22 protein-coding genes are annotated in these 20,611 nt (G+C 67.7%); 13 read left to right on the top strand and 9 right to left on the bottom strand.

Going from position 1 to position 20,611, the window contains the following annotated elements:
- Positions 1–69: 69 nt before the first annotated feature.
- Both ASE78_RS11070 and ASE78_RS11065 read right to left on the bottom strand, forming a co-directional pair.
- Positions 70–888 carry a ferredoxin--NADP reductase gene (locus ASE78_RS11070; protein ID WP_055755524.1) on the bottom strand — a complete coding sequence of 273 codons (819 nt, stop codon included), beginning with the start codon at positions 886–888 and terminating at the stop codon, positions 70–72.
- A 9-nt stretch (positions 889–897) separates the two neighbouring features.
- Positions 898–1,326, bottom strand: coding sequence for a hypothetical protein (locus ASE78_RS11065; RefSeq protein WP_055755525.1), 429 nt, complete (start codon positions 1,324–1,326; stop codon positions 898–900).
- Positions 1,327–1,491: 165 nt separating this feature from the next.
- On the opposite strand from ASE78_RS11065, the gene ASE78_RS11060 reads away from it, so the two are divergent.
- Positions 1,492–3,252 (top strand): methyl-accepting chemotaxis protein, encoded by a 1,761-nt coding sequence (locus ASE78_RS11060; RefSeq protein WP_056497028.1) that lies wholly within the window; start codon positions 1,492–1,494, stop codon positions 3,250–3,252.
- 226 nt (positions 3,253–3,478) lie between these two features.
- On the opposite strand, the gene ASE78_RS11055 is transcribed toward ASE78_RS11060, so the two are convergent.
- Positions 3,479–3,973 (bottom strand): hypothetical protein, encoded by a 495-nt coding sequence (locus tag ASE78_RS11055; protein WP_235515025.1) that lies wholly within the window; start codon positions 3,971–3,973, stop codon positions 3,479–3,481.
- On the opposite strand from ASE78_RS11055, the gene ASE78_RS11050 reads away from it, so the two are divergent.
- From ASE78_RS11050 to ASE78_RS11020, 7 genes are all read left to right on the top strand, one after another.
- Complete coding sequence (locus ASE78_RS11050; RefSeq protein WP_056497020.1) at positions 3,967–4,317, top strand: ArsC family reductase; 351 nt, start codon at positions 3,967–3,969, stop codon at positions 4,315–4,317. The genes ASE78_RS11055 and ASE78_RS11050 overlap by 7 nt on opposite strands.
- Positions 4,318–4,390: 73 nt before the next feature.
- A complete protein-coding gene (locus ASE78_RS11045) occupies positions 4,391–4,831 on the top strand; it encodes a hypothetical protein (RefSeq protein WP_055755529.1) in 441 nt (146 codons plus the stop codon).
- Between the two features lie 23 nt (positions 4,832–4,854).
- Complete coding sequence (gene panB, locus ASE78_RS11040; protein WP_056497018.1) at positions 4,855–5,715, top strand: 3-methyl-2-oxobutanoate hydroxymethyltransferase; 861 nt, start codon at positions 4,855–4,857, stop codon at positions 5,713–5,715.
- 78 nt (positions 5,716–5,793) lie between these two features.
- Entirely contained in the window at positions 5,794–6,489 is a 696-nt protein-coding gene (locus ASE78_RS11035; RefSeq protein WP_056497015.1) for a tetratricopeptide repeat protein, read from the top strand.
- A gap of 30 nt (positions 6,490–6,519) precedes the next feature.
- The gene (locus ASE78_RS11030; protein WP_056497012.1) at positions 6,520–7,851 is read left to right on the top strand and encodes a PQQ-like beta-propeller repeat protein; all 1,332 of its coding nucleotides are present in this window, start codon (positions 6,520–6,522) and stop codon (positions 7,849–7,851) included.
- Positions 7,852–8,031: 180 nt separating this feature from the next.
- On the top strand, positions 8,032–9,408 hold the full coding sequence (der, locus tag ASE78_RS11025; protein ID WP_056497009.1) for a ribosome biogenesis GTPase Der: 1,377 nt from the start codon (positions 8,032–8,034) through the stop codon (positions 9,406–9,408).
- A complete protein-coding gene (locus ASE78_RS11020) occupies positions 9,405–9,602 on the top strand; it encodes a sulfurtransferase TusA family protein (protein WP_056497006.1) in 198 nt (65 codons plus the stop codon). The genes der and ASE78_RS11020 overlap by 4 nt, the downstream gene beginning before the upstream one ends.
- 53 nt (positions 9,603–9,655) lie before the next feature.
- On the opposite strand, the gene ASE78_RS18740 is transcribed toward ASE78_RS11020, so the two are convergent.
- From ASE78_RS18740 to ASE78_RS11010, 3 genes are read right to left on the bottom strand one after another with little or no spacing between them, the layout of a single operon-like run.
- Entirely contained in the window at positions 9,656–10,033 is a 378-nt protein-coding gene (locus ASE78_RS18740) for a hypothetical protein (RefSeq protein ID WP_156351470.1), read from the bottom strand.
- 48 nt (positions 10,034–10,081) lie between these two features.
- Positions 10,082–10,858, bottom strand: a complete 777-nt coding sequence (locus ASE78_RS11015; RefSeq protein WP_082467160.1) for a glycosyltransferase family 2 protein — start codon at positions 10,856–10,858, stop codon at positions 10,082–10,084.
- The gene (locus tag ASE78_RS11010) at positions 10,855–11,910 is read right to left on the bottom strand and encodes a glycosyltransferase (RefSeq protein ID WP_056497000.1); all 1,056 of its coding nucleotides are present in this window, start codon (positions 11,908–11,910) and stop codon (positions 10,855–10,857) included. The genes ASE78_RS11015 and ASE78_RS11010 overlap by 4 nt, the downstream gene beginning before the upstream one ends.
- Positions 11,911–11,988: 78 nt before the next feature.
- On the opposite strand from ASE78_RS11010, the gene ASE78_RS11005 reads away from it, so the two are divergent.
- Complete coding sequence (locus ASE78_RS11005; RefSeq protein WP_056496996.1) at positions 11,989–12,765, top strand: glycosyltransferase family 2 protein; 777 nt, start codon at positions 11,989–11,991, stop codon at positions 12,763–12,765.
- The gene (locus tag ASE78_RS11000; RefSeq protein ID WP_056496992.1) at positions 12,762–13,763 is read left to right on the top strand and encodes a hypothetical protein; all 1,002 of its coding nucleotides are present in this window, start codon (positions 12,762–12,764) and stop codon (positions 13,761–13,763) included. Before ASE78_RS11005 ends, ASE78_RS11000 begins: the two co-directional genes overlap by 4 nt.
- 154 nt (positions 13,764–13,917) lie before the next feature.
- On the opposite strand, the gene ASE78_RS10995 is transcribed toward ASE78_RS11000, so the two are convergent.
- Both ASE78_RS10995 and ASE78_RS18735 read right to left on the bottom strand, forming a co-directional pair.
- Positions 13,918–14,379 (bottom strand): hypothetical protein, encoded by a 462-nt coding sequence (locus tag ASE78_RS10995; protein ID WP_156351469.1) that lies wholly within the window; start codon positions 14,377–14,379, stop codon positions 13,918–13,920.
- Between the two features lie 93 nt (positions 14,380–14,472).
- Positions 14,473–14,712, bottom strand: a complete 240-nt coding sequence (locus ASE78_RS18735; RefSeq protein ID WP_156349015.1) for a hypothetical protein — start codon at positions 14,710–14,712, stop codon at positions 14,473–14,475.
- A 329-nt stretch (positions 14,713–15,041) separates the two neighbouring features.
- Here ASE78_RS18735 and ASE78_RS10990 point away from each other — a divergent pair, with 329 nt between their 5' ends.
- Entirely contained in the window at positions 15,042–17,894 is a 2,853-nt protein-coding gene (locus tag ASE78_RS10990) for a M16 family metallopeptidase (RefSeq protein WP_056496985.1), read from the top strand.
- Between the two features lie 11 nt (positions 17,895–17,905).
- Positions 17,906–18,208, top strand: a complete 303-nt coding sequence (locus ASE78_RS10985; RefSeq protein WP_055755545.1) for a hypothetical protein — start codon at positions 17,906–17,908, stop codon at positions 18,206–18,208.
- A 166-nt stretch (positions 18,209–18,374) separates the two neighbouring features.
- Here the strand turns inward: ASE78_RS10985 and ASE78_RS10980 are convergent, their stop codons facing one another.
- Entirely contained in the window at positions 18,375–19,658 is a 1,284-nt protein-coding gene (locus tag ASE78_RS10980) for an NAD(P)/FAD-dependent oxidoreductase (protein ID WP_056496982.1), read from the bottom strand.
- Between the two features lie 318 nt (positions 19,659–19,976).
- On the opposite strand from ASE78_RS10980, the gene ASE78_RS10975 reads away from it, so the two are divergent.
- Positions 19,977–20,609, top strand: coding sequence for a hypothetical protein (locus tag ASE78_RS10975; RefSeq protein WP_056496978.1), 633 nt, complete (start codon positions 19,977–19,979; stop codon positions 20,607–20,609).
- The last annotated feature ends 2 nt before the right edge of the window (positions 20,610–20,611 follow it).

Here is a 20,611-nt window from a genome sequence, read left to right as displayed (position 1 = left end):
TTGGGGGGGGGGGGGAGCCATTATGCGGGCGTTCCGAACGAATGCCGATCAGGTGAACTCTGCCGCGACCTACCCGACGAACGCACGCTCGATCACATAGTCGCCGGGCTTGGCGTTCGATCCTTCCTCGAACCCCTGACCTTCCAGATAGACCGAGAAGTCGCGGATCATCTCGGTCGACCCGCACAGCATGATCCGGTCGGTCGCCGGGTCGAACGCCTGCGCGCCGCCGATCCGCGACGAGAACAGCGTGCCGTTGTCGACCAGCGCGTCGATGCGGCCGGTGGTGTGGAACGGCTCGCGCGTTACCGTGGGGACATAGGTGAACTGCTGAGCCGCCTGATCCTCGACCAGCGGATCGCCGGCAAGGTTCGCCTCCAACGTGGTGCGGAAGGCAAGGTCGCTGACCCGGCGGACCGAATGGACGACGACGATCGATTCATACATCTCGTACACGTCGGGATCGCGGATCAGGCTGAGGAACGGGGCGAGGCCGGTGCCGGTCGACAGCATGAACAACCGGCTGCCGGGTTTCAGCGCATCGGTGACGAGCGTACCGGTCGGCTTCTTGCCGAGGTAGATTTCGTCGCCCGGCACGATCTGTTGCAGCTTCGACGTCAGCGGGCCGTCCTGCACCTTGATCGACAGGAACTCCAGCTCCTCGGCATAGGCCGGGCTGGCGATCGAATAGGCGCGCAGCAGCGGCTTGCCGTTGTCGCCGGGCAGGCCGATCATCACGAATTCGCCCGAGCGGAAGCGGAAGCTCGCCGGCCGGGTGATGGTGAAGCTGAAGAGATGCTCGTTCCAGTGACGCACCGAACGCACGCGCTCGACGCTCAGCGCGTTGGTCGGTTCGAGGCCGTGGGTTACGGCGGTGCGGTCGCTCATCGATAATCCTTACGTCCTGACGCTGGAGCCCGGGGGAAGCCCGACCTGGCCGAGCATCGCCGCCGTGCGGGCCAGCGCGCAAAAAGTGGGTGCGATCGCCCGATCGGCGACCAGCAGCGAAAGCGTGGTCCGTGCCTTCGCATCGCGCCCCGTTACGAGATCGCGCGCCAAGGTCAAGAGAACCGATTCATCGTCGGTCACAAGCCCGCATTTACAGTTGATCTGGATCGGCACGCGGGCGTGGGTGGAAAGCTGCGTCATCCATGTGTCGAAATCGGCGAGCGCCTCCAGCGCGCCGGCCTGCGCGAAGCGCGCGGCAAGCATCGCCTGTGGGTGCTGACAGGCGGTTCGCGCCGCCACCCACAGGCGGATCGCGCGCACCAGAAAGCGGTCGCCGGGCGGCAGGGCGGCCAGCGGGCGGTCGATCAGATCGTACATGGAGCCTCGCTATTGATACTCATTCGCAAAGGCTATTGCCGGGACGCGGACTCGTCAAGGGCCGATCGACGCGGCATGGCGGCGCGCGGGGAGTCGGATCGGCGAGGCTTAAATAATATATTCAGCAATACGCCTCACCATCCTCGGCGACAGGGGAGGGCTACCATGAAATTCAAGGTTCGCGGCCGTATCAACCTTATCGGCGTCGTGGCGGCGCTGGGGCTGGTCGCGCTGCTGTGTATCAGTCTGTTCCGCCTTTCCGCGACGATGCACGACGATATTGAGCGCAGCACGCAACAGGTCGTCGAAACCGCGCGCGCCGTGGTGGAACATTATCATGACGAGGAAGTCGCCGGGCGGATGAGCCGCGCCGATGCGCAAAAGGCCGCTCTTTCGACGCTCGGATCGCTGCGCTATGGCGACAAGGATTATTTCTGGGTCAACGACATGCACCCCCGCATGTTGATGCACCCGATCAAGCCGGAACTGAACGGCACCGACCTGACCAACAACCGGGATGCCGCCGGCAAGGCGCATTTCGTGCAGATGGCGCAGATCGTGCGCGACAAGGGTGCCGGCTTCCTCGAATATCAATGGACCAAGCCGGGTGAACCGGTGCCGCAGCCCAAATTGTCGTACGTCATGGGCTTTGCGCCATGGGGCTGGGTGATCGGATCGGGCGTCTATATCGACCGGATCGATGCGGCGGTGTGGCGTTCGGCTGCGATTCTCAGCGGGCTGGCGCTGATCGTGCTGGTGGCCGTCGGGCTGTTCTCGCAGGCGATCGGCCGGTCGATCTCCAAACCGGTCGAGGCGCTTGCCGCCCGGATGCGCGGGCTGGCGGCCGGCGATACCGATGCGGCGATCCCCGGCATCGGCCGGCACGACGAGATCGGCGAGATGTCCGACGCGCTGCAGGTGTTCCGCGACGCTGCGATCGTCGCGCGGGAGCGCGAGGCCGAGCAGCAGCAGGTCGTCGCCGAGGTCGGGCAGGGGCTCGACGCGCTGGCGAAGGGCGATCTGACCGCGCGGATCGATGCCGAATTCACCGGTGCGTTCGCCAAAATCCGCACCGATTTCAACCAGGCGATGGTCGCGGTCGGCGATGCGATGCAGGCGGTGTCGCATTCGGCGGGCAGCATCCGCACCGGCGCGACCGAGATCAGCGGCGCGTCCGACGACCTGTCGCGCCGCACCGAACATCAGGCGGCGTCGCTGGAGGAAACGGCGGCGGCGATGGACGAGATCACCATGACCGTCCGCCAGACCGCCGCCGGCGCGTTGCAGGCCAACGAGACGATGGCCGCCACCCGCGCCGATGCCGAGGCGGGCGGCAGGATCGTCCGCGACGCGGTGGAGGCGATGGGCCGGATCAAGCGGTCGTCCGACGAGATTTCGCAGATCATCTCGGTGATCGACGGGATCGCGTTCCAGACCAATCTGCTGGCGCTCAACGCCGGGGTCGAGGCGGCGCGCGCCGGCGATGCCGGGCGTGGCTTCGCGGTGGTCGCCTCCGAAGTCCGCGCGCTGGCGCAGCGTTCGGCCGATGCCGCGCGCGATGTGAAGGCCCGCATCCAGTCGAGCGGCACGCAGGTCGAAAGCGGCGTCGCGCTGGTCGGCGAAACCGGCCGCGCGCTCGACCGGATCGTCACCCGCGTCGTCGAGATCGGCGATCTGGTCGGCCGGATCGCGGCGGGCGCGGACCAGCAGGCGCTGGGGCTGCAACAGGTCAACACGGCGGTCAACGAGATGGATTCGGTGACGCAGCAGAATGCGGCGATGGTCGAGGAAAGCACCGCCGCCGCCCGCAGCCTCGCCGCCGAAGCCGAAGCGCTCGCCCGCCACGTCGCCCGCTTCCGGCTGGCGATGGAACCGGCGGTGGTCCAGATGGCCCCGCCCGTCCGGCGCTATCGATCGGCGGCGTGAGCCGGCATGAGGCGCCGGCTACGGGTGAATCTTTAGGCCCAGTCGATATTCACGACCGCATCGTCACCCCGGACTCGTTCCGGGGTCCACGGCGCAGCGATCGATGCAGCCCGAAGAATGATCGACAGCGTACGCGGCCAAGTGGACCCCGGAACAAGTCCGGGGTGACGAAGGAAGCCAGCACTTTCGATCAAGCGCCGCACTGGAATGGCTTGGTGCCGATCCGTCAGAGGCACCCCGTATCAGCGTACAGCACGAACATCGTGGCGATCTTGCCGGTGCGGTTCGTTTCCCAGTCGATGCGGACCCGGCTGCCGCAGAGGGGGCCGCCGAATTTGACCGAGGCGCTTTTCCGGTTCGGGTCGATCTGGAGTCCTTGCGTCTCGAGATAGGAGATCAGCGCGCGTTCCGGGCCTCCCCGCATCTGTCGCGCCTCGATCCGGTCGCGGATCATTGCTTCGCCTCGGCGATATGCCATTCCCTCGATACCGGCGAACAGCGGCGTCGCGGGAAGGCCGGATTGCTGGCACCCGCCCGGAAGAAGCTGGCACCCGCCCGGAAGCACCAGCATGGACGCAAGAAGCCAGCGGTACATCCGGTTTGTCGCCATCATGCTGCCGGGATACCATCGATCCCGGTTCTTTGGCAGGGTCGAGCGATCCCGGTCGCGACCTTGGGATTTTGACGCGCTCTGTCCGACGGTAAAGGTGATCGATGACACTGACGATGTACGGCATCCCCAACTGCGATACGATCAGGAAGGCGCGGTCGTGGCTCGACGCGCACGGCGTCGCCTATCAATTCCACGACTATAAGAAGGCCGGCATCGATCGGGCGTTGCTCGAAACCTGGGTCGCGGCGCTCGGGTGGGAAGCGTTGCTCAACCGTAGCGGCACGACGTTCCGCAAGCTGCCCGAAGCCGCACGTGCCGATCTCGATGCCGCGCGCGCGATCGACCTGATGCGCGACCAGCCGTCGATGATCCGTCGCCCGGTGCTGGTCGACGGGGCGGGGATCGAGATCGGGTTCAAGGCCGATCGCTATGCGGCGCGGTTCGCCGCCTGATTTAAAAGAGCGATTGGCCAGCGCCGGCGGACCCGTTACGCTCCCGCATCGAATCATGCTTTGGGGGAAGCATATGCCGTCTGCGATCGGTCGACGTACGCCACCATGGTTCCGGTTCGTCGGGCTGTTGCTGGTCCTGTGGGGCCTTGCGGGGATTTTCGCCTTCTACAGCCATGCGATGATGAGCGACGCGGCGCTGGCGGCGCTGCCCGATTATGACCGGCGGATGTATCTGGTGCGGCCGGGCTGGTTCGACTGGATCTATGCCGCCGCGACCTGGGGCGGGCTGATCGGCGCGCTGCTGCTCCTCGCGCGGCGGCGACAGGCGGCGGCGGCGTTCGCGGTGTCGCTGCTGGCGGTGGCGGTACAGTTCGCGTGGGTGTTTGCCGCGACCGATCTGATCGCGGTCAAGGGGGCCGGCGCCACCCTGCCGTTTCCGCTGGTGATCTTCGCCATCGCGCTCGCCCAACTGGCGCTGGCGCGGCATGGCATCGTGCGCGGGTGGCTTCGCTGATCGCGCTCCGCTAAAGCGCGGGCATGTCCACGACCTTCACCATCGACACCGCCACCAGCCGCGCGACGCCCACCCCTGTGCCCGCCAAGCGGCTGACCATCCCCGCGATCCGCGCCGCCAAGGGCAAGACCCCGCTGGTGATGCTGACCGCCTATACCGTGCGGATGGCGCAGTTGATGGATGCGCAATGCGACATGCTGCTGGTCGGCGACAGTCTGGGGCAGGTGATCTATGGCCTGCCCTCCACGGTGCCGGTCACGCTCGACATGATGGCGGCGCATGGCGCGGCGGTGGTGCGCGGCAGCTATCACGCGCTGGTCGTCATCGACATGCCGTTCGGCAGCTATGAAGCCAGCCCGCAGCAGGCGTTCGAAAGCGCGGCGATGCTCTTGAAGGCGACCGGCGCGGCGGCGGTGAAGCTGGAGGGCGGCACGGCGATGGCCGAAACGGTCGCGTTCCTGTCGCAGCGGGGTATCCCCGTCATGGGCCATGTCGGCCTGACCCCGCAGGCGGTGAACCAGCTCGGCGGCTATGGCGCGCGCGGCCGCAGCCCCGAAGAGGCCGCCAAGATCGTCGCCGACGCGACGGCGGTCGCCGAGGCGGGCGCGTTCGCGGTGGTGATCGAAGGCGTGGTCGAACCGATCGCCATCGACATCACCAACCGCATCGCCTGTCCCACCATCGGCATCGGTGCATCCGCCCAATGCGACGGGCAGGTGCTGGTGGCCGAGGACATGCTCGGCCTGTTCGAGCGGACGCCGCGCTTCGTGAAGACCTATGGCGATATTGCCGGCCGTATTTCCGCCGCGGTCGATGCCTATGCCGGCGATGTCCGGTCGCGGGCCTTTCCCGGCGCGGCGCAGCTCTATCCGCCCAGGGGATAAGCCCGCGACCAACCGCTTTCGTTTCGGCCGGGCGTCGGTTAAAGGAGCCCGCTTGACTGAACCCCCGGAGCTTTCCCCTTGGCGCTGACCCCGCAGAACAACGACGCCTTCATTCGCGAAGTGGACGACGAACTGCGTCGCGAGCAGATGTCGCATATCGGCCGGCGCTATGGTCTGTGGATCATCGGTGCGGTCCTGCTGGCGCTCGTCGCCTTCGGCGGCTGGACGTGGTGGCAGCATCACCGCAACACGGTGGCGGGCGAACAGGGTGAAAAACTGGCGGTCGCGCTCGATGATGTCGCGGCGGGCCGCAGCGCGCAGGCGACGGCGGCGGTACAGGCGCTGACCACGTCGGATTGGGATGCGGTGCGCGCCACCGCGCTGCTGACGCAGGCCGACCTCCTGCTCGGCAAGGACGATCGCAAGGGCGCTGCCGCCGCCTTCGCCAAGGTCGCCGCCGACGACTCGCTGGCGCAGCCGTTCCGCGATCTCGCGCTGGTCCGCCAGACGGCGGTCGAATATGACGGCCTTGCGCCGCAGGCGGTGATCGACCGGCTGCGCGGCCTGGCCGACAAGGACAGCCCGTGGCTTGGCAGCGCGGGCGAGATGGTGGCGATCGCCTATCTTCGCCTCGACAAGCCGCAGCAGGCCGGGCAGACCTATCGCCTGATCGCGCAGACCGAAAGCGTGCCCGAAACCATCCGTGCCCGCGCGGTGCAGATGGCCGGGTCGCTCGGCGTCGATGCTGCTCCCACGCCCGCTGCGGCGCGCTGATCCTTCCTTTTGAACGCGGATACCGTTTCCATGAAGAAGCACCTGAAACTTTCGGCAGCGGTCGCCGCGCTCGCGCTGCTCGGTGGATGCGGCGTGTTCAAGGGCGGCGGCGGCCCCAAGACTCCGATCGTCGGCCAGCGCGTGCCGATCCTCGCGTCGGAGGAACTGGCGGTCGCCGATCCCACGCTCGCCGAGTTGCAGGTCGTCCTGCCGCTCGCCACCACCAACGCCGGCTGGGCGCAGCCCGGCGGCAGCGCGTCGAAGTCGATGGGCCATCTGGCGCTGGGCGATACGCTGCGCCAGGCGTGGTCGGCGCGCATCGCTGGCGGCAACACCCGCACGCGCCTCGCCGCCGCCCCGGTGGTCGATAACGGCAAGCTGTACGTGATCGATGTCGAGGGCGTCGTCACCGCGATGGCGGCCGACACCGGTGCGCAGCTCTGGACCGCGCAGACCGTCAAGGGTGACGAGAACCCGCGCGCCCGCTTCGGCGGCGGCGTCAGCGCCGAGGGCGAGCGCGTGTTCGCCAGCGATGGCCTCGGCGATGTGGTCGCGTTCAACGCCGCCGACGGCAAGGAAGTGTGGCGCGCCAAGCCCGGCGGTCCGCTGCGTGGCGCGCCGACGCTGGCCAATGCGCAGGTCTATGTCGTCAGCCAGGACAACCAGCTTTTCGCGCTCGACCAGGCCGACGGCAAGGTCGTGTGGACCCAGTCGGGCAGCCTTGAAGCGCAGGGCGTGTTCGGCGTCGCCGCGCCGGCTTCGGCGCAGGGCACGGTGGTCGCCGGTTTCTCGTCGGGCGAACTCAACGCCTATCGCTATGAAAACGGCCGGTCGGTCTGGGCCGACAGCCTGTCGCGCACCTCGGCGTCGACCTCGGTGTCGGCGCTGGCCGACATCGATGCCGAACCGGTGATCGACAACGGCCGGGTCTATGCGGTCGGGCAGGGCGGGCGCATGGTCGCGCTCGAACTCACCTCGGGCCAGCGGTTGTGGGAACAGAATCTGGCGGGCATCTCGACGCCATGGGTGGCGGGCGAATGGATCTTCGTCGTTACCGACGACGCGCGCCTGCTGTGCATCTCGCGCGGCAGCGGCAAGCTGCGCTGGGTCCAGCAACTGCAGGGCTTCCGCAACGTGAAGAAGCGTAAAGGACCCATCGGCTGGGTCGGCCCGATCCTCGCGGGCAACCGCCTGCTCCTCGTCAATACCGAAGGGCAGTTGGTGTCCGCCTCGACCGCCGACGGCAGCATCACGACGACGCAGGAAACCCGGTCGAAGGTGGGCTATACCCTGTCGCCGATCGTCGCCAACGGCATGCTGTACCTGCTCGACGACGCGGGGCAGCTCACCGCCTGGAAGTAAACACCCCCACTCGTCATCCCCGCGAAGGCGGGGATCCATAGACGCAGCGCTGCCGATGGAAGCGCTGCGTCGGCGTTTATGGGTTCCCGCCTGCGCGGGAACGACGATTATGGGCAATGCCCTCGACCCACCGGCCCATACTCCCTACACTCGCGCGCACCGCGCACCCCAGGAATCCCCATGCCCAACCCCGTCGTCGCCATCATCGGCCGTCCCAATGTCGGCAAGTCGACGCTGTTCAACCGGCTGGTCGGCAAGCGGCTGGCGCTGGTCGACGATCAGCCGGGCGTGACCCGCGACCGGCGCGAGGGCGAGGCGAGCCTGCTCGGGCTCGACTTCACCATCGTCGACACGGCGGGGTTCGAGGATGAGGATGCCGCGACCCTGCCCGGGCGCATGCGGATGCAGACGCAGGCGGCGGTCGAGATGGCCGACGTCGCGCTGTTCATGATCGACGCGCGCGCCGGCATCACCCCGCTCGACGAGGAGATCGCCCGCTGGCTGCGCTCGTCGAACGGCACCGTCGTCCTCGTTGCCAACAAGGCGGAAGGGCGCGCGGGCGAGAGCGGCGTGATCGAATCGCTGGCGCTGGGCTTTGGTGACCCGGTGCAGATGTCGGCCGAACATGGCGAAGGCGTGGCCGACCTGTTCGACGCGCTGCGCCCGCACATCGAACGCGAGGACGAAGAGGTCGAGGAGGAGGATGAGGCCGAATACGACCCGCAGACCGCCGTCCTCAAGCTGGCGATCGTCGGCCGTCCCAATGCGGGCAAGTCGACGCTCATCAACCGGTTTCTGGGCGAAGACCGGCTCATCACCGGGCCGGAAGCGGGCATCACCCGCGATTCGATCGCGGTCGATTGGGAATGGACCGATGGCGAGGGCAATGGCCGGGCGGTGCGGCTGATCGACACCGCAGGCATGCGCAAGAAGGCGCGCGTGCAGGAAAAGCTGGAGAAGCTGTCGGTCGCCGACGCGCTCCACGCGATCGACTTCGCCGAGGTCGTCGTGCTGCTGCTCGACGGGACGCGCGGCCTCGAACTGCAGGACATCAAGATCGCCGACCGCGTGCTGCAAGAGGGCCGCGCGCTGGTGATCGCGCTCAACAAATGGGACGTGGCCGAACATGCCTCGTCGCTGTTCAACGGGGTCAAGGGCGCGCTCGAGGACGGACTGTCGCAGGCGAAGGGCGTGCCGCTGCTCACCGTGTCGGCGGCGACCGGCAAGGGGCTCGACATGCTGATGAAGGTCGCGTTCGAAACGCGCGAGGCGTGGAGCCGCCGCGTTTCGACCGGCCAGCTCAACCGCTGGTTCGACCGCGCGCTCGAAGCCAATCCGCCACCCGCACCCGGCGGCAAGCGCGTCAAGATGCGCTACATCACCCAGAACAAGTCGCGCCCGCCCAGCTTCGTGCTGTTCGGCACCCGCGTCGACCAGTTGCCCGAGAGCTACAAACGCTATCTCATCAACAGTCTGCGCAAGGAATTCGGCTTCGGCGCGGTGCCGGTGCGGATCAACATGCGCGCCCCGAAGAACCCGTTCGACCACAGCAAGTGATCCGCATCGACGCCCGCGGCATGCGCTGTCCGTGGCCGGCGATCCGGCTGGCGCGGGCGCTGCGCGAGGGGGCGGATGTGGTAGAGATCACGGCCGACGATCCCCGCGCGGGCGGTGAGTTGGCGAGTGCGGCGGCGGCGGTCGGCGCGACGCTGAGCGTGGTGTCGGAGGGAGTGTTTCGGGTCGAGCGATAAATACCATTGGACTGAACCGGAATCGTCCGGTTTCAACGGCGTTCGAGGCCACATCAAGGCCGGCAATTGTGACGCAGATACCGTGCGGCCGCTGGCTGGGTTGCAGGATTGGCGAGTATAGGCCGTAGCGTCGCGCAAGGTGTGGTCTTGCGGACGACGTTACCAAGGCGAAAGGTGCCGTCTACGCTTGCAGCGTCGGTCAGCGTCGGCACGATCCAGACATAAGGATCGCGGTCGTCGCCAGTACCGATCGCGACCGCCCGGACCGCATTGGTGCCGGTCGCCTTAGCGGGCAACGTCAGGTGTCGATCACGATAGCGGGCGTCGATATATTGCAACCCGGCGTAGACAGGCTTGCGTGACAATTCGGCATACACGACCGTCCCATACCAGCCGATGCCGACTGCGCAGACTGCGAGCGCTGCACCCACGGGCAAAAGAGCGCAGGATCGTTGCATCGCCGGTCATCTCCACATCGTTCAGGTGCCGGCTTTCGCCTCCCACGGCTTGTCGCGCAAATTCAGGTGCGTGATCCCGCGCGCCTGCAACCGTGGTCCGAGGAACCGGTAGAAATACCAGTCCTTCGCCGCGAACGGCGTCAGATGATACAGCACCCGCTCGGCCAGCGTCCAGCGCACCCGCCGCCGGTCGGCCCGCCTCGGCGACGGTTTCGCCCAGAAGCGATAGGGATAAACGACGCGGCCGAGCTTCGCGACGCGCTGCATGATCTCGTGGTCGAGCAGGACGTAGGGCCAGTGTTTCTCCGAAAAGCCGCCCGCCTGCACCAGCGCCGCCGTGCGGAACGCCTGCCCATAGCCGCCGGTATGCGTCTGCTTCGCCAGCACCCGCGTCACGACCCCCGAATAGAGCGCGCGGCGCAGCGGCTGCCCCGACGCATCGACCCCCAGCGCCATCACCGCCACCACCGCCGGATCGGCATCGAACGCGCGCTCCGCCTCGGCCAGATAGTGCGGCGGATAGAAGGTGTCGGCATCGCCGAACGCGCTGAACTCGGTGGTCAGATGCGCCATCGCCGCCTCCAGCGCATGGATCTTGCCCGGCCGCGCTTCGTGGAGATTCACCACCTCGACCCCCGGTGCCGCGAAGCTCCGCGCGATCGCGTCCGAGCCATCGGTCGAGGCATTGTCAACCAGCACCAGCCGGAACGGCACCCCCTGCGCCGCGAGCGACGCCAGCGTCGCGGGCAGATAGTCGGCCTCGTTGTAATAGGCGATGACGAAGGTCCAGCGCATCATCGGCAAAGCTCCATCAACCGCGCGCAGGCGGCCTCCGACGACCGTGCCCCGTGCGTCGCCACCACATGCGCCCGCGCCGCCGCGCCCATCGCCGCCAGCGCACCCGGATCGGCGAGCAGCGCCGCGACCTTCGCCGCATAATCGGCATCGCGCACCAGCAGGCCACAGGCGGGCGGGATCACGTCCGGCCCGATCCGGTCGTCGAACGCCGCGACGGGCAGGCCGCACGCCATCGCCTCGGGGATCGCGCGCGGGAAATAGTCGCGCCGCCCGGCGTGGAAGAACAGCCGCGCCTGCGCCAGCATCGCCGGCACCTGTGCGTTCGGCACATGCCCCAGCCAGTCGACCCACGGAAAACGCGCCTTGAGCTTGCTCGCCTGCGGCCCGTCGCCGATCACCGCCACCCGGTGCTGCCGACCCAGCGCGGCGATCTCGTCGAACTTCTTGTAGCGGGTGAGGCGGCTGGTCGCGATCACATCGTAGCGTTTCTCCGCCGCCACCGGCGCGAAGCGGGCGGTATCGATCGTCTTGGGCAGCCGCTGCATTCGCGCGGCTGGAATCGCCCGCCGCCAGAACCGCCAGCCCGGCGTGGTCAGCAACGTCTCCTGCACCGCCGACTCCGGGAACAGCAGATCGGCGTGCGGCACGATCCGGCTCCAGTAATCGCCGCCGATGACGAGCGCGAACCGCCGCCGCCCGGGCCGCAGCACCCGGTCGAACAGGTCGAACCCCGCGCCGCCATTGCTGCCGATCAGCACGAACAGGTCCGCCGGATCGGCCTTCGCCGCCGCGATCATCGTGTCGCTCCACTGGTCGCGGGTCTTGGCTTGCGGGTTCGACGGCGCGAACAGCCGGATCGGATAGGGCGCGACCCCCGGCAACGCCGACAACGTGTCGAGCGGCTCGCGCGCCAGCCCCCACAATTCGACATCGACCCCATGCTCGGCAAGGATGCCCGGCATCCGCCGGTCGCGATTGTCCCAGCGCAGCCATTCGCCCGGATCGGCGATGCCGTGATGGGTCGGATAGGTCAGGACGAACACGATACGCATCAGCCGCCCCGGCTACCAGCGTGGGCCGCGGGGCGCCAGCCATTGCCGTTTCGCCGGCCGCGTCCTAAGGCGCGATCGATGAACTGGTCGGACGATGGCGCGCGCATCAGTTGCGTGATGGTGACGGCGAACCGGGCCGCGCTGGCGCGCCGGGCGGTCGATTGTTTCCTGAGGCAGACATGGCGCAACCGCGAACTGGTCGTCGTCGATGACGGTACGCAGGACTATACCCCGCTGTTCGCCGCGATTCCCGCCGATCGGCTGATCTACGACCGGGTGGCCAAGACGCCCGACAACACATTGGGACGCTTGCGCAACCGCTCGCTCGACCGCGCGACCGGCGCGATCGTCGCCCAGTGGGACGACGACGACTGGTATCATCCCGAACGCCTTGCCCGGCAGGCGGCGGTACTCACTGGGGGCAAGGGGGCGTGCGTGCTGCGCGGCACATTGATGCACCTCGACGCGCCCGGATGGTTCGATCACCCCTATGTCGGCACGCTGGAGCCGGGCGTGCCGGGCAGCATCGTCCACCGCGCCGATCCGGCCGCGCGCTACCCCGAGAAGCGGCGCGGCGAGGATACCGATTTTCTGCACCACTGGTCGCGCGAGGCGATTGGCGTGCTCGACTCGCCCGGCCTGTTCGTCCGCGCGTTCCACGGATCGAATACGTGGGAGCGCGATCATTTCGAGCGGCGGGTTCGCAATACGCCCGCCGCCGCGATCGAATATGCGCTGCGTCGCCTGCTGCCCGGCGGAATGTGGCGGCATTCGCGCTTCCGGCTCGATGCCGCCACCCGTGCCGCGTTCACGGCGTTCGTCGCCGATAGCCGCGCCGCCGGGGTGTTCGCGTGACTCTCGCCGACCGGTTCGCGCGCGTTCAGACGTGGTCCGAAACCCCTGCGGCAAAGATACTCGGCCGCGTCTGCCGCGCGTTGTTCTTTGTCGGCGTGCTGGCGTGGCTGGTGCTGAAGGTCCGCGCGATCGGGTGGAGCAACGTCGCCGCCGCGCTGCCGCGCACGCCGTGGTTCTACCTGTTGTTCGTCGTGATGTTCATGGCGTTGCCGCTGTCCGAGGTGCTGATCTTCCGCCTGCTGCTCGGCCGGAAATTGCCCGGCGCACTGCCGGTGTTCGTGCGCAAGCGCGTCTTCAATTCGGCGTTCGTCGGCTATTCGGGCGAGCTGTATCTGTTCGTCTGGGTGCGCCAGCGGCTGGGGATCGCGTCGAAGACGTTGCTGCTGGCGATCAAGGACAATGCGATCCTCTCGGCGCTCGCCTCGGCCGGGATCACCTCGGTCCTGCTGCTGATCTTCATGGCGACCGGCCGGGCAAAGTGGATCGCCGACTGGCTCCATTCGGCGGGCGGCATGGTGCTTGCCGCGCTGCTGGTCGCGGGTTTCCTGACGCCGCTGCTGCTGCGGTTGCGGCGGCAGATATTGTCGGTGCCCTGGGCGACGGCGGGCACGGTGTTCGCCATTCATGTCGCGCGGATCGCGGTCGTCGTGCTGTTGCAGGCGACGCAATGGGCGGTCGTGCTGCCCACCGAACCGTGGAGCGTGTGGGTGACGTTCCTCACGGTGCAGATGGTCATCAGCCGCCTGCCGGTGGTGCCCAACCGCGACCTGCTGTTCCTGTCCGCCGCGCTGGAGATGAGCCATATCGTCGATGGCCCGCGCGCGGCGATGGCCGGATTGCTGCTGGCGGGCGGCGCGCTGACGCAGGGCAGCAACCTGCTGTTCTTCCTGCTGACCAGCTTCGAACGGCGGCGCAGCGGCTCGCCCGCCCCCATCGCCGACGAACCGGCGATCGAGGCGGTCATCGCGACGCCGGGCGCGCCGCCCGCGAACGAGTAGGAAGCCTTTTGTAAACTCGCGGAAGAGCGAGTTTCCTGCGCGGTGCCGGCCCGCTCCCCCTCCCGTCCACCCACAGCGTATCTTGAATGGGTGGCCGGGAGGGAGAGAGGGCCGGCACCGCAAAACGCGCATCGGCGCGTTTTCAAACCGAACGTCAGGCGTTCGCCCGCTCACAGATGAAGCGTGACAGTTCCTGCCGCAGCGGCATGCCCTCGGTCGGCCGCAGCGGGCCGTCGTGCGCGGTGTAGGTTTCGACATGCGCCCGCGTGTCCGCCACGCCGACGATGTGGAACAGCCCCTGTTCGCAATCGAGTTCGGTACGGGCATAAGCGACCTTGGTCCCGCGCTGCTGGCGCAGGATCGCGATCGTCGTCCCCGCCGCCGTCCGCCGCTGGCGCAGCAGTTCATAGCGCGAGCGCGGGTCCGACGGTGTCGGGATCGCGACACCCTCCAGCTTGTACCGCTCGGCCCCGTCGCCCGCGATCGGCGTATCGACCAGATTGCGCAGGCTGACGCCATTGTCGCCCGTCGCCGCAACCTCGGTCACGTCGCGCGAATTCGCGCCGCCGCAGGCCGCCAGCAGGGAAAAGGCCATCGTCGCAACGATTGCTCGCATCGTTCATCCTCTTGAAATTGCCAGTCCGACACCGATCCGCCGCGTCGCGGCAAACTTGCCGCCACGCCGCCGATGCCGCGATCATCCCAGCATTCAGCGCGACCGGATCGCTCCGACCAGGGTCATGAACGCGATCGCGCCGAAAGCGAGGAACAGGCCCCCGGTTTCCTCCCAGCCGATCTCCATCAGGCGATCGAACCGGTCGGTCGAGGGCAGGTAGGAACGAAGCGTTTGGTAGGGTATATCCATGACGCATCGCAACATAACCGCGACTTTCAGGAATGGAATACGCACCACCGCAGCTTCCGCTCCGTTCACCGGACGGGAAATCATATGTTACAGTCATGCAAGACGGCGGTGCGCAACCGGCAAGGCAAGTGTAGCATTAGCGGGGAACTGCCGGCATTGTTGCGAAGTGTTGCCCGTTCCCGGTCATGATGCCGGCCAAGGCCGCGATCGATCGAAAAGACCTGCTTCACCTCCGGTCCAAAGTGGTGCGTCTTCACCGATTGCGGCATGTCCCGGGATGACGACGAACGTCGGACGTCCGCCGCCGGTCAACTCGCCGGGTAAAAACGACGCTTGCACAGGGGCATGACTGTCCATACACCCCGCATATTCCGTTTATCGATAACGTTTGGGGGTTTCGAATGTTTCGTACCATGGCGTCCGTCCTGCTCGCTTCCACCGCGCTCGCCGGTGCTCCCGCACTGGCGCAGACCGCGCCGTCCGCCCCGCCGGTGAAGGCCGCGCCGCTCTCGGCGCTCGTCGCCCCGGTCAACATTCCGTACGAAAAATTCACCCTGCCCAACGGCCTGACCGTCATCACCCATACCGATCGCAAGGCGCCGATCGTCGCGGTGTCGGTGTGGTACGATGTCGGGTCGAAGCATGAGCCGACCGGCAAGACCGGTTTTGCCCATTTGTTCGAGCATCTTATGTTCAATGGCTCGGAAAATGCGCCGGGCGATTTCTTCGATCCGCTGCGCTCGATCGGCGCGACCGACCTGAACGGCACGACCAGCTACGACCGCACCAATTATTTCGAGACGGTGCCCAAGCCCGCGCTCGACCGCGCGCTGTTCCTCGAATCCGATCGCATGGGCTATCTGCTCGGCGCGGTGACGCAGGGCGTGCTGGATGAACAGCGCGGCGTGGTGCAGAACGAGAAGCGGCAGGGCGACAACCAGCCCTATGGCCTCGTGCGCTACAAGATGACCGAGGGCATCTTTCCGCAGGGCCACCCGTACCGCCACTCGGTCATCGGTTCGATGGCCGATCTCGACGCCGCCAGCCTTGAGGATGTGAAGTCGTGGTTCCGCGGCCATTACGGCCCGAACAACGCGGTGCTGGTGCTCGCCGGCGACATTGACGCCAAGGAAGCGCGCCCGCTGGTCGAGAAATATTTCGGCGCGATCCCCAAGGGGCCGGAATCGGTCCTGCCGACGATCACCGTGCCGACGCTGGCCGCGCCGGTGCGCGAGGAGATGAAGGACCGTGTCGCCGCGACGATGATTATGAAGGTCTGGCCGGTGCCGGGTCTGAACGATCCCGATTCGCCGGCGCTCGACGTGGCGATGAGCGCGTTCGGCGGGCTGGCCTCGTCGCGGCTCGACAATGAACTGGTGAAGCGCGAGAAGCTGGCGGTGCAGGTGTCGGCGGGCGTGCAGTCGCTGTCGCAGGCCGGCATGCTGATCGTCCGCGCGGTCGTGCGCCCCGGCGTCGATGCCAAGCAGGTCGAGGCACGGCTCGACCAGATGATCGCCGACTATCTGCGCACCGGCCCCACCGCCGACGAAGTGGCGCGCGTCGCCACCACCAACGTGTCGCAGACGATCGGCGGGCTGGAATCGGTCGGCGGCTTCGGCGGCAAGGCGGTCGCGCTGGCGCAGGGCGAACTCTACTCGAACGATCCCGGCTTCTATAAGAAGGAGCTGAACGAGCTGGCGACGATGACGCCGGCGCGCGCCAAGGCCGCCGCGCAAAAGTGGATGTCGCGCCCGGCCTATACGCTGGTCGTCGTCCCCGGCGCGCGCGAAGGCTATGAGGAAGCCAAGGCGGCCCCCAAGGTCGCCGACACGAGCGCGCCGACGCCGGCCACCGCCGAAGGTCCGGCCAAGGGCACGCGCGGGAGCATGCCGGGCGTCGCCGACATCGGCGGCGCGCTGCAATTCCCCAAGGTCACGCGCAGCCGCCTGTCGAACGGCATGGAGCTGGTCTATGCCCAGCGCACCGCCGTGCCGATCACCCAGGTGTCGATGGCGTTCGACGCCGGCATCGCCGCCGACGTGGCGGGCAAGCTCGGCACTGCCGGCATGACGCTCGCGACGCTGGACGAGGGCACCACCACCCGCAACTCGATCGCGCTGGCCGAGGCCAAGGAGCGGCTGGGCATGTCGGTCGGCGGCGGCAACTCGGCCGATCAGACGACGTTCGGCTTCGACGTGCCAAGCGCCAACCTGACCAGCGCAACGATGCTGTTCGCCGACATCCTCAAGAACCCGGCGTTCGACCCGGCGGAGATCGAGCGGGTGCGCGGCCAGACGCTGGCGCAGATCGGCCAGCAGCGCACCAGCCCGCAGGGGCTGGCCGACATGACGCTGCCGCCGCTGCTCTACGGCGCGGATTCGCCCTATGCCAAGCTGGCAGCCGGCGTGGGCGATCCCGCCGCCGTCTCCTCGCTCAAGCGCGAGGACCTGCTGGCGTGGCGCGCGGCATGGCTGCGCCCGGACAAGGCGAAGGTGTTCGTCGTGTCCGACCGGCCGCTGGCCGAGGTGCAGGCGGCGCTGAACGCGGGCCTGGGCGACTGGCGTGCTACCGGCACGGCGGGCACCAAGACCTTCCCGGCGCAGCGCGCGGCGATCAGCCCCAAGATCGTGCTGGTCGACCGGCCCGATTCGCCGCAGTCGCTGATCGTCGCCGCCGAGATGACGCCGCTCAACGCCCGCACCGATACGCTGGCGGCCACCACTGCCAACACGGTGCTGGGATCGGGCTTCCTCAGCCGGATCAACATGGACCTGCGCGAAGCCAAGCACTGGTCCTACGGCGCGCGCGGCGGCTATCAGTTGATGCAGAACGCGGTGCCCTATGTCATCAACGCGCCGGTGCAGGCCGACAAGACCGGCCCGGCGATCGCCTCGCTGCGCGAACAGATCAGCGGGTTCCTGGGGCAGAACGGCGTCACGCCGCTCGAATTCCGCCGCTCGATCGATGGTGAGACGCGGCAGCTCGCCGGCACCTATGAAACGTCGGGCGCGGTGCTGGGCGCGATGCGCAGCAACGACTTCCTCGGCCGCCCGGATAACTATCAGGCGACGCTGCCGCAAAAATATCGCGCGCTGACCCCGCAGGCGCTTGACGCTGCGGCACGCGCGTCGATCGACCCCAATCGCTTCGTCTATGTCGTGGTCGGCAACGCCGCGACGGTCCGGCCGCAGCTTGACGCGCTGGGCCTGCCGGTGGAAGTCGTGCAGCCAGCGGCTGCGACGTCCGCTACCGGCGGCAGCAAGTAAGGAGAGCGACGATGGCCAATGTGGATGGAAGCTGGGATACCGTCACCAAATCGCCGATGGGCGATCAAAAGGCGACGCTGACCGTCAAGAGCGACGGCGCGACCTTCACCGGCAGCTATTCGGGCGCGATGGGATCGACCGGGATCACCGACGGCAAGGTCGAGGGCGACAAGCTGTCGTGGAAGGTTGCGATCGTCGTGCCGATGCCGATGACGCTCGACTGCGAAGCGACCGTCGAGGGCGACACGATTTCGGGCACGGTCGGCGCGGGTGCGTTCGGCAGCTTCCCGATGGCCGGATCGCGCGTCGGCTGATCTCGCGTTGACCAACGACACACGGCCCGTCCGCAGCGATGCGGGCGGGCCGTTTGCGTTTGGGACTTCTCCCCTCCCTGACAAGGGAGNGAAGGCTTCGGTCAAGCACCGCCGTTCCCACGCAACCCGACCCACCCCCAACCCCTCCCTGCCAGGGCGGGGAGCATCATCCCTCCAGCACCGGCGGCTTCGGCCTTTCCCCCGGATCGGGCGCATAGCCGGTCAGCAACCGCGCGCCCCGGCCATAGGTGAACCACGACCACGACCAGTTGACATACACCGCCACGCGGCTGCGGAAATCGACCAGCAGCATCAGGTGGACGAGCGACCATGCCAGCCACGCGACGAACCCCTTGAGCTTCATGCCCCCGATCTCCGCCACCGCGCGCGACCGGCCGATCACCGCCATCGAACCATAATCGCGGTAGCGGAACGGCCCCGGATCGGGCGTGCCGGCGATCCGCCCCGCGATCAGCCGGCCGACATACTTCCCCTGCTGCTTGGCGACCGGGGCAAGGCCGGGGAGGGGGCCTTTGTCACCTTCGAAGCTGGCGACGTCGCCGATCGCGAAGATGTCGGGGTGTCCCGGCACCGAGCAATCGGGCCGCACCTTCACTGCGCCATTGCGCGCGGCGTCGGTGCCCAGCCACCTGGCCACCGGTCGCGCCGCCGTGCCCGCCGCCCACAGCACCGCCGCCGCATCGATCCGCTCGCCGCCGACGGTCAGCCCGCCGTCGTCGATCGTTTCCACCGCCGCACCGGTCCGCACCTCGACGCCCAGTGACTCCAGCGCGCGCCTCGCCGATGCCGACAGCGCGGGATCGAAGCCGGCAAGGATGCGATCCCCCATCTCGCACAGCACCACCCGCGCCCCGCGCGGATCGACATGGGCGAAATCGCGCGCCAGCGTCGTGCGCGCCAGTTCGGCGATGGTTCCGGCCAGTTCCACCCCGGTCGGCCCGCCGCCGACGACGGCGAAGGTCAACAACCGGCGCAACTCCGCCGGATCGTCGCATTGTTCGGCCCGCTCGAACGCACCGAGCACCGCCGCGCGGATCGCCAGCGCATCGTCGATCGATTTGAGCACGAAGGCATGTTCCGCCCAGTCATCATGCCCGAAGAAGCTGTACGCCGCCCCAGTGGCGAGGATCAACCGGTCGAACGGCAAGCGCCGTCCGTCGTTCAACCGCACTTGCTTCGCGGCGGCATCGACCCCGGCGACCTCGGCCATCAGCACGCGGGTATTGCGGTTGCGGCGGAGCAGCGCGCGATTGGCGGTGGCGATGTCGGCGGGGGAGAGCGCCGCGCCGGCCACCTGATATAGCAGCGGCTGGAACAGGTGATGGTTGGTCCGGTCGATCAGCGTCACCTGCGCATCGGCATGGCGCAGCGCCTGCGCGGCGGCGATCCCGCCGAAGCCGGCACCCACGATCACGATCCGTTCGGGCATATCGTTCGCTCTCCCCCAAAAGGCCGCATGGCGGCGGCCCACCACGGCTTCAACCCGCAGCGCAGCATAGGTTTCCCTGCCCCTGCCTGCCGCATCGTCGAACCAGCCCTGCCGCAAATTCACCGGAAATCGGGCATTCGCGCCTTGGTTCGTTCATGGAAGCGACAGATACCGTTGCAGTTGTGCAACAGATATACGGTTCCGTGCCCAATCGTACTTCGCGATGCAACAACCACCGGAGTGCGGGGTTCAGAGGGGCCACGGGACAACCGGCGCGCCTTCGATGCCGGAACCGTTAGTTCTCAAGTGAGGTCATGTATGCGTACGCTTATCACTGTTGCCGCCGCAGCCGCTGCGTTCGTCGCCGCGCCGGCTTTCGCGCAGGATGCCACCTATGCGCAGGATCCCGCCGCCACCACCACCGAGCCCGCCCCGGCGGTCGAGGCTCCCGATGGCACCAGCGGCATCGGCTTTGAACCCTATGTCGCGATCCTCGGCGGCTGGGAACAGTTCGATTCCGAACGGACCAAGGCCGGCATCCCGCTCGTCCCGCGCGACAACAAGCTGAACGGCAGCCTCGTCGAAGGCATCCTCGGCTTCAACGTGCCGCTCGGCCCGGTGTTCGTCGGTGCCGAAGGCAGCGCGTCGAAGGGTATCTCGGGCGACATCGATTGGGATTACGGCGCAGCCGGTCGTTTCGGCGTTCGCGCCGGTGACTCGGGCCTGATCTACGGCAAGGTCGGCTATCGCTGGGTCAATTTCGCAGCGTTCGGCAACGACAGCCGCGACTATCACGAAATGACCTATGGCGCCGGTTTCGAAGTCGGCCCGAAGGACATCGGCCTTGGCGGCATCACCGGCAACTCGGGCGTCCGCCTGCGCGGTGAAGTGTCGACCTTCGGCTCGGCGCACAGCTTCCGTCCGATGCTGGGTCTGACGACCCACTTCTAAAG

It is taken from the genome of Sphingomonas sp. Leaf25 (genome assembly GCF_001421635.1).
In the GTDB taxonomy this organism is placed as follows: domain Bacteria; phylum Pseudomonadota; class Alphaproteobacteria; order Sphingomonadales; family Sphingomonadaceae; genus Sphingomonas.
This window is presented reverse-complemented; position numbering and strand designations above follow the sequence as displayed.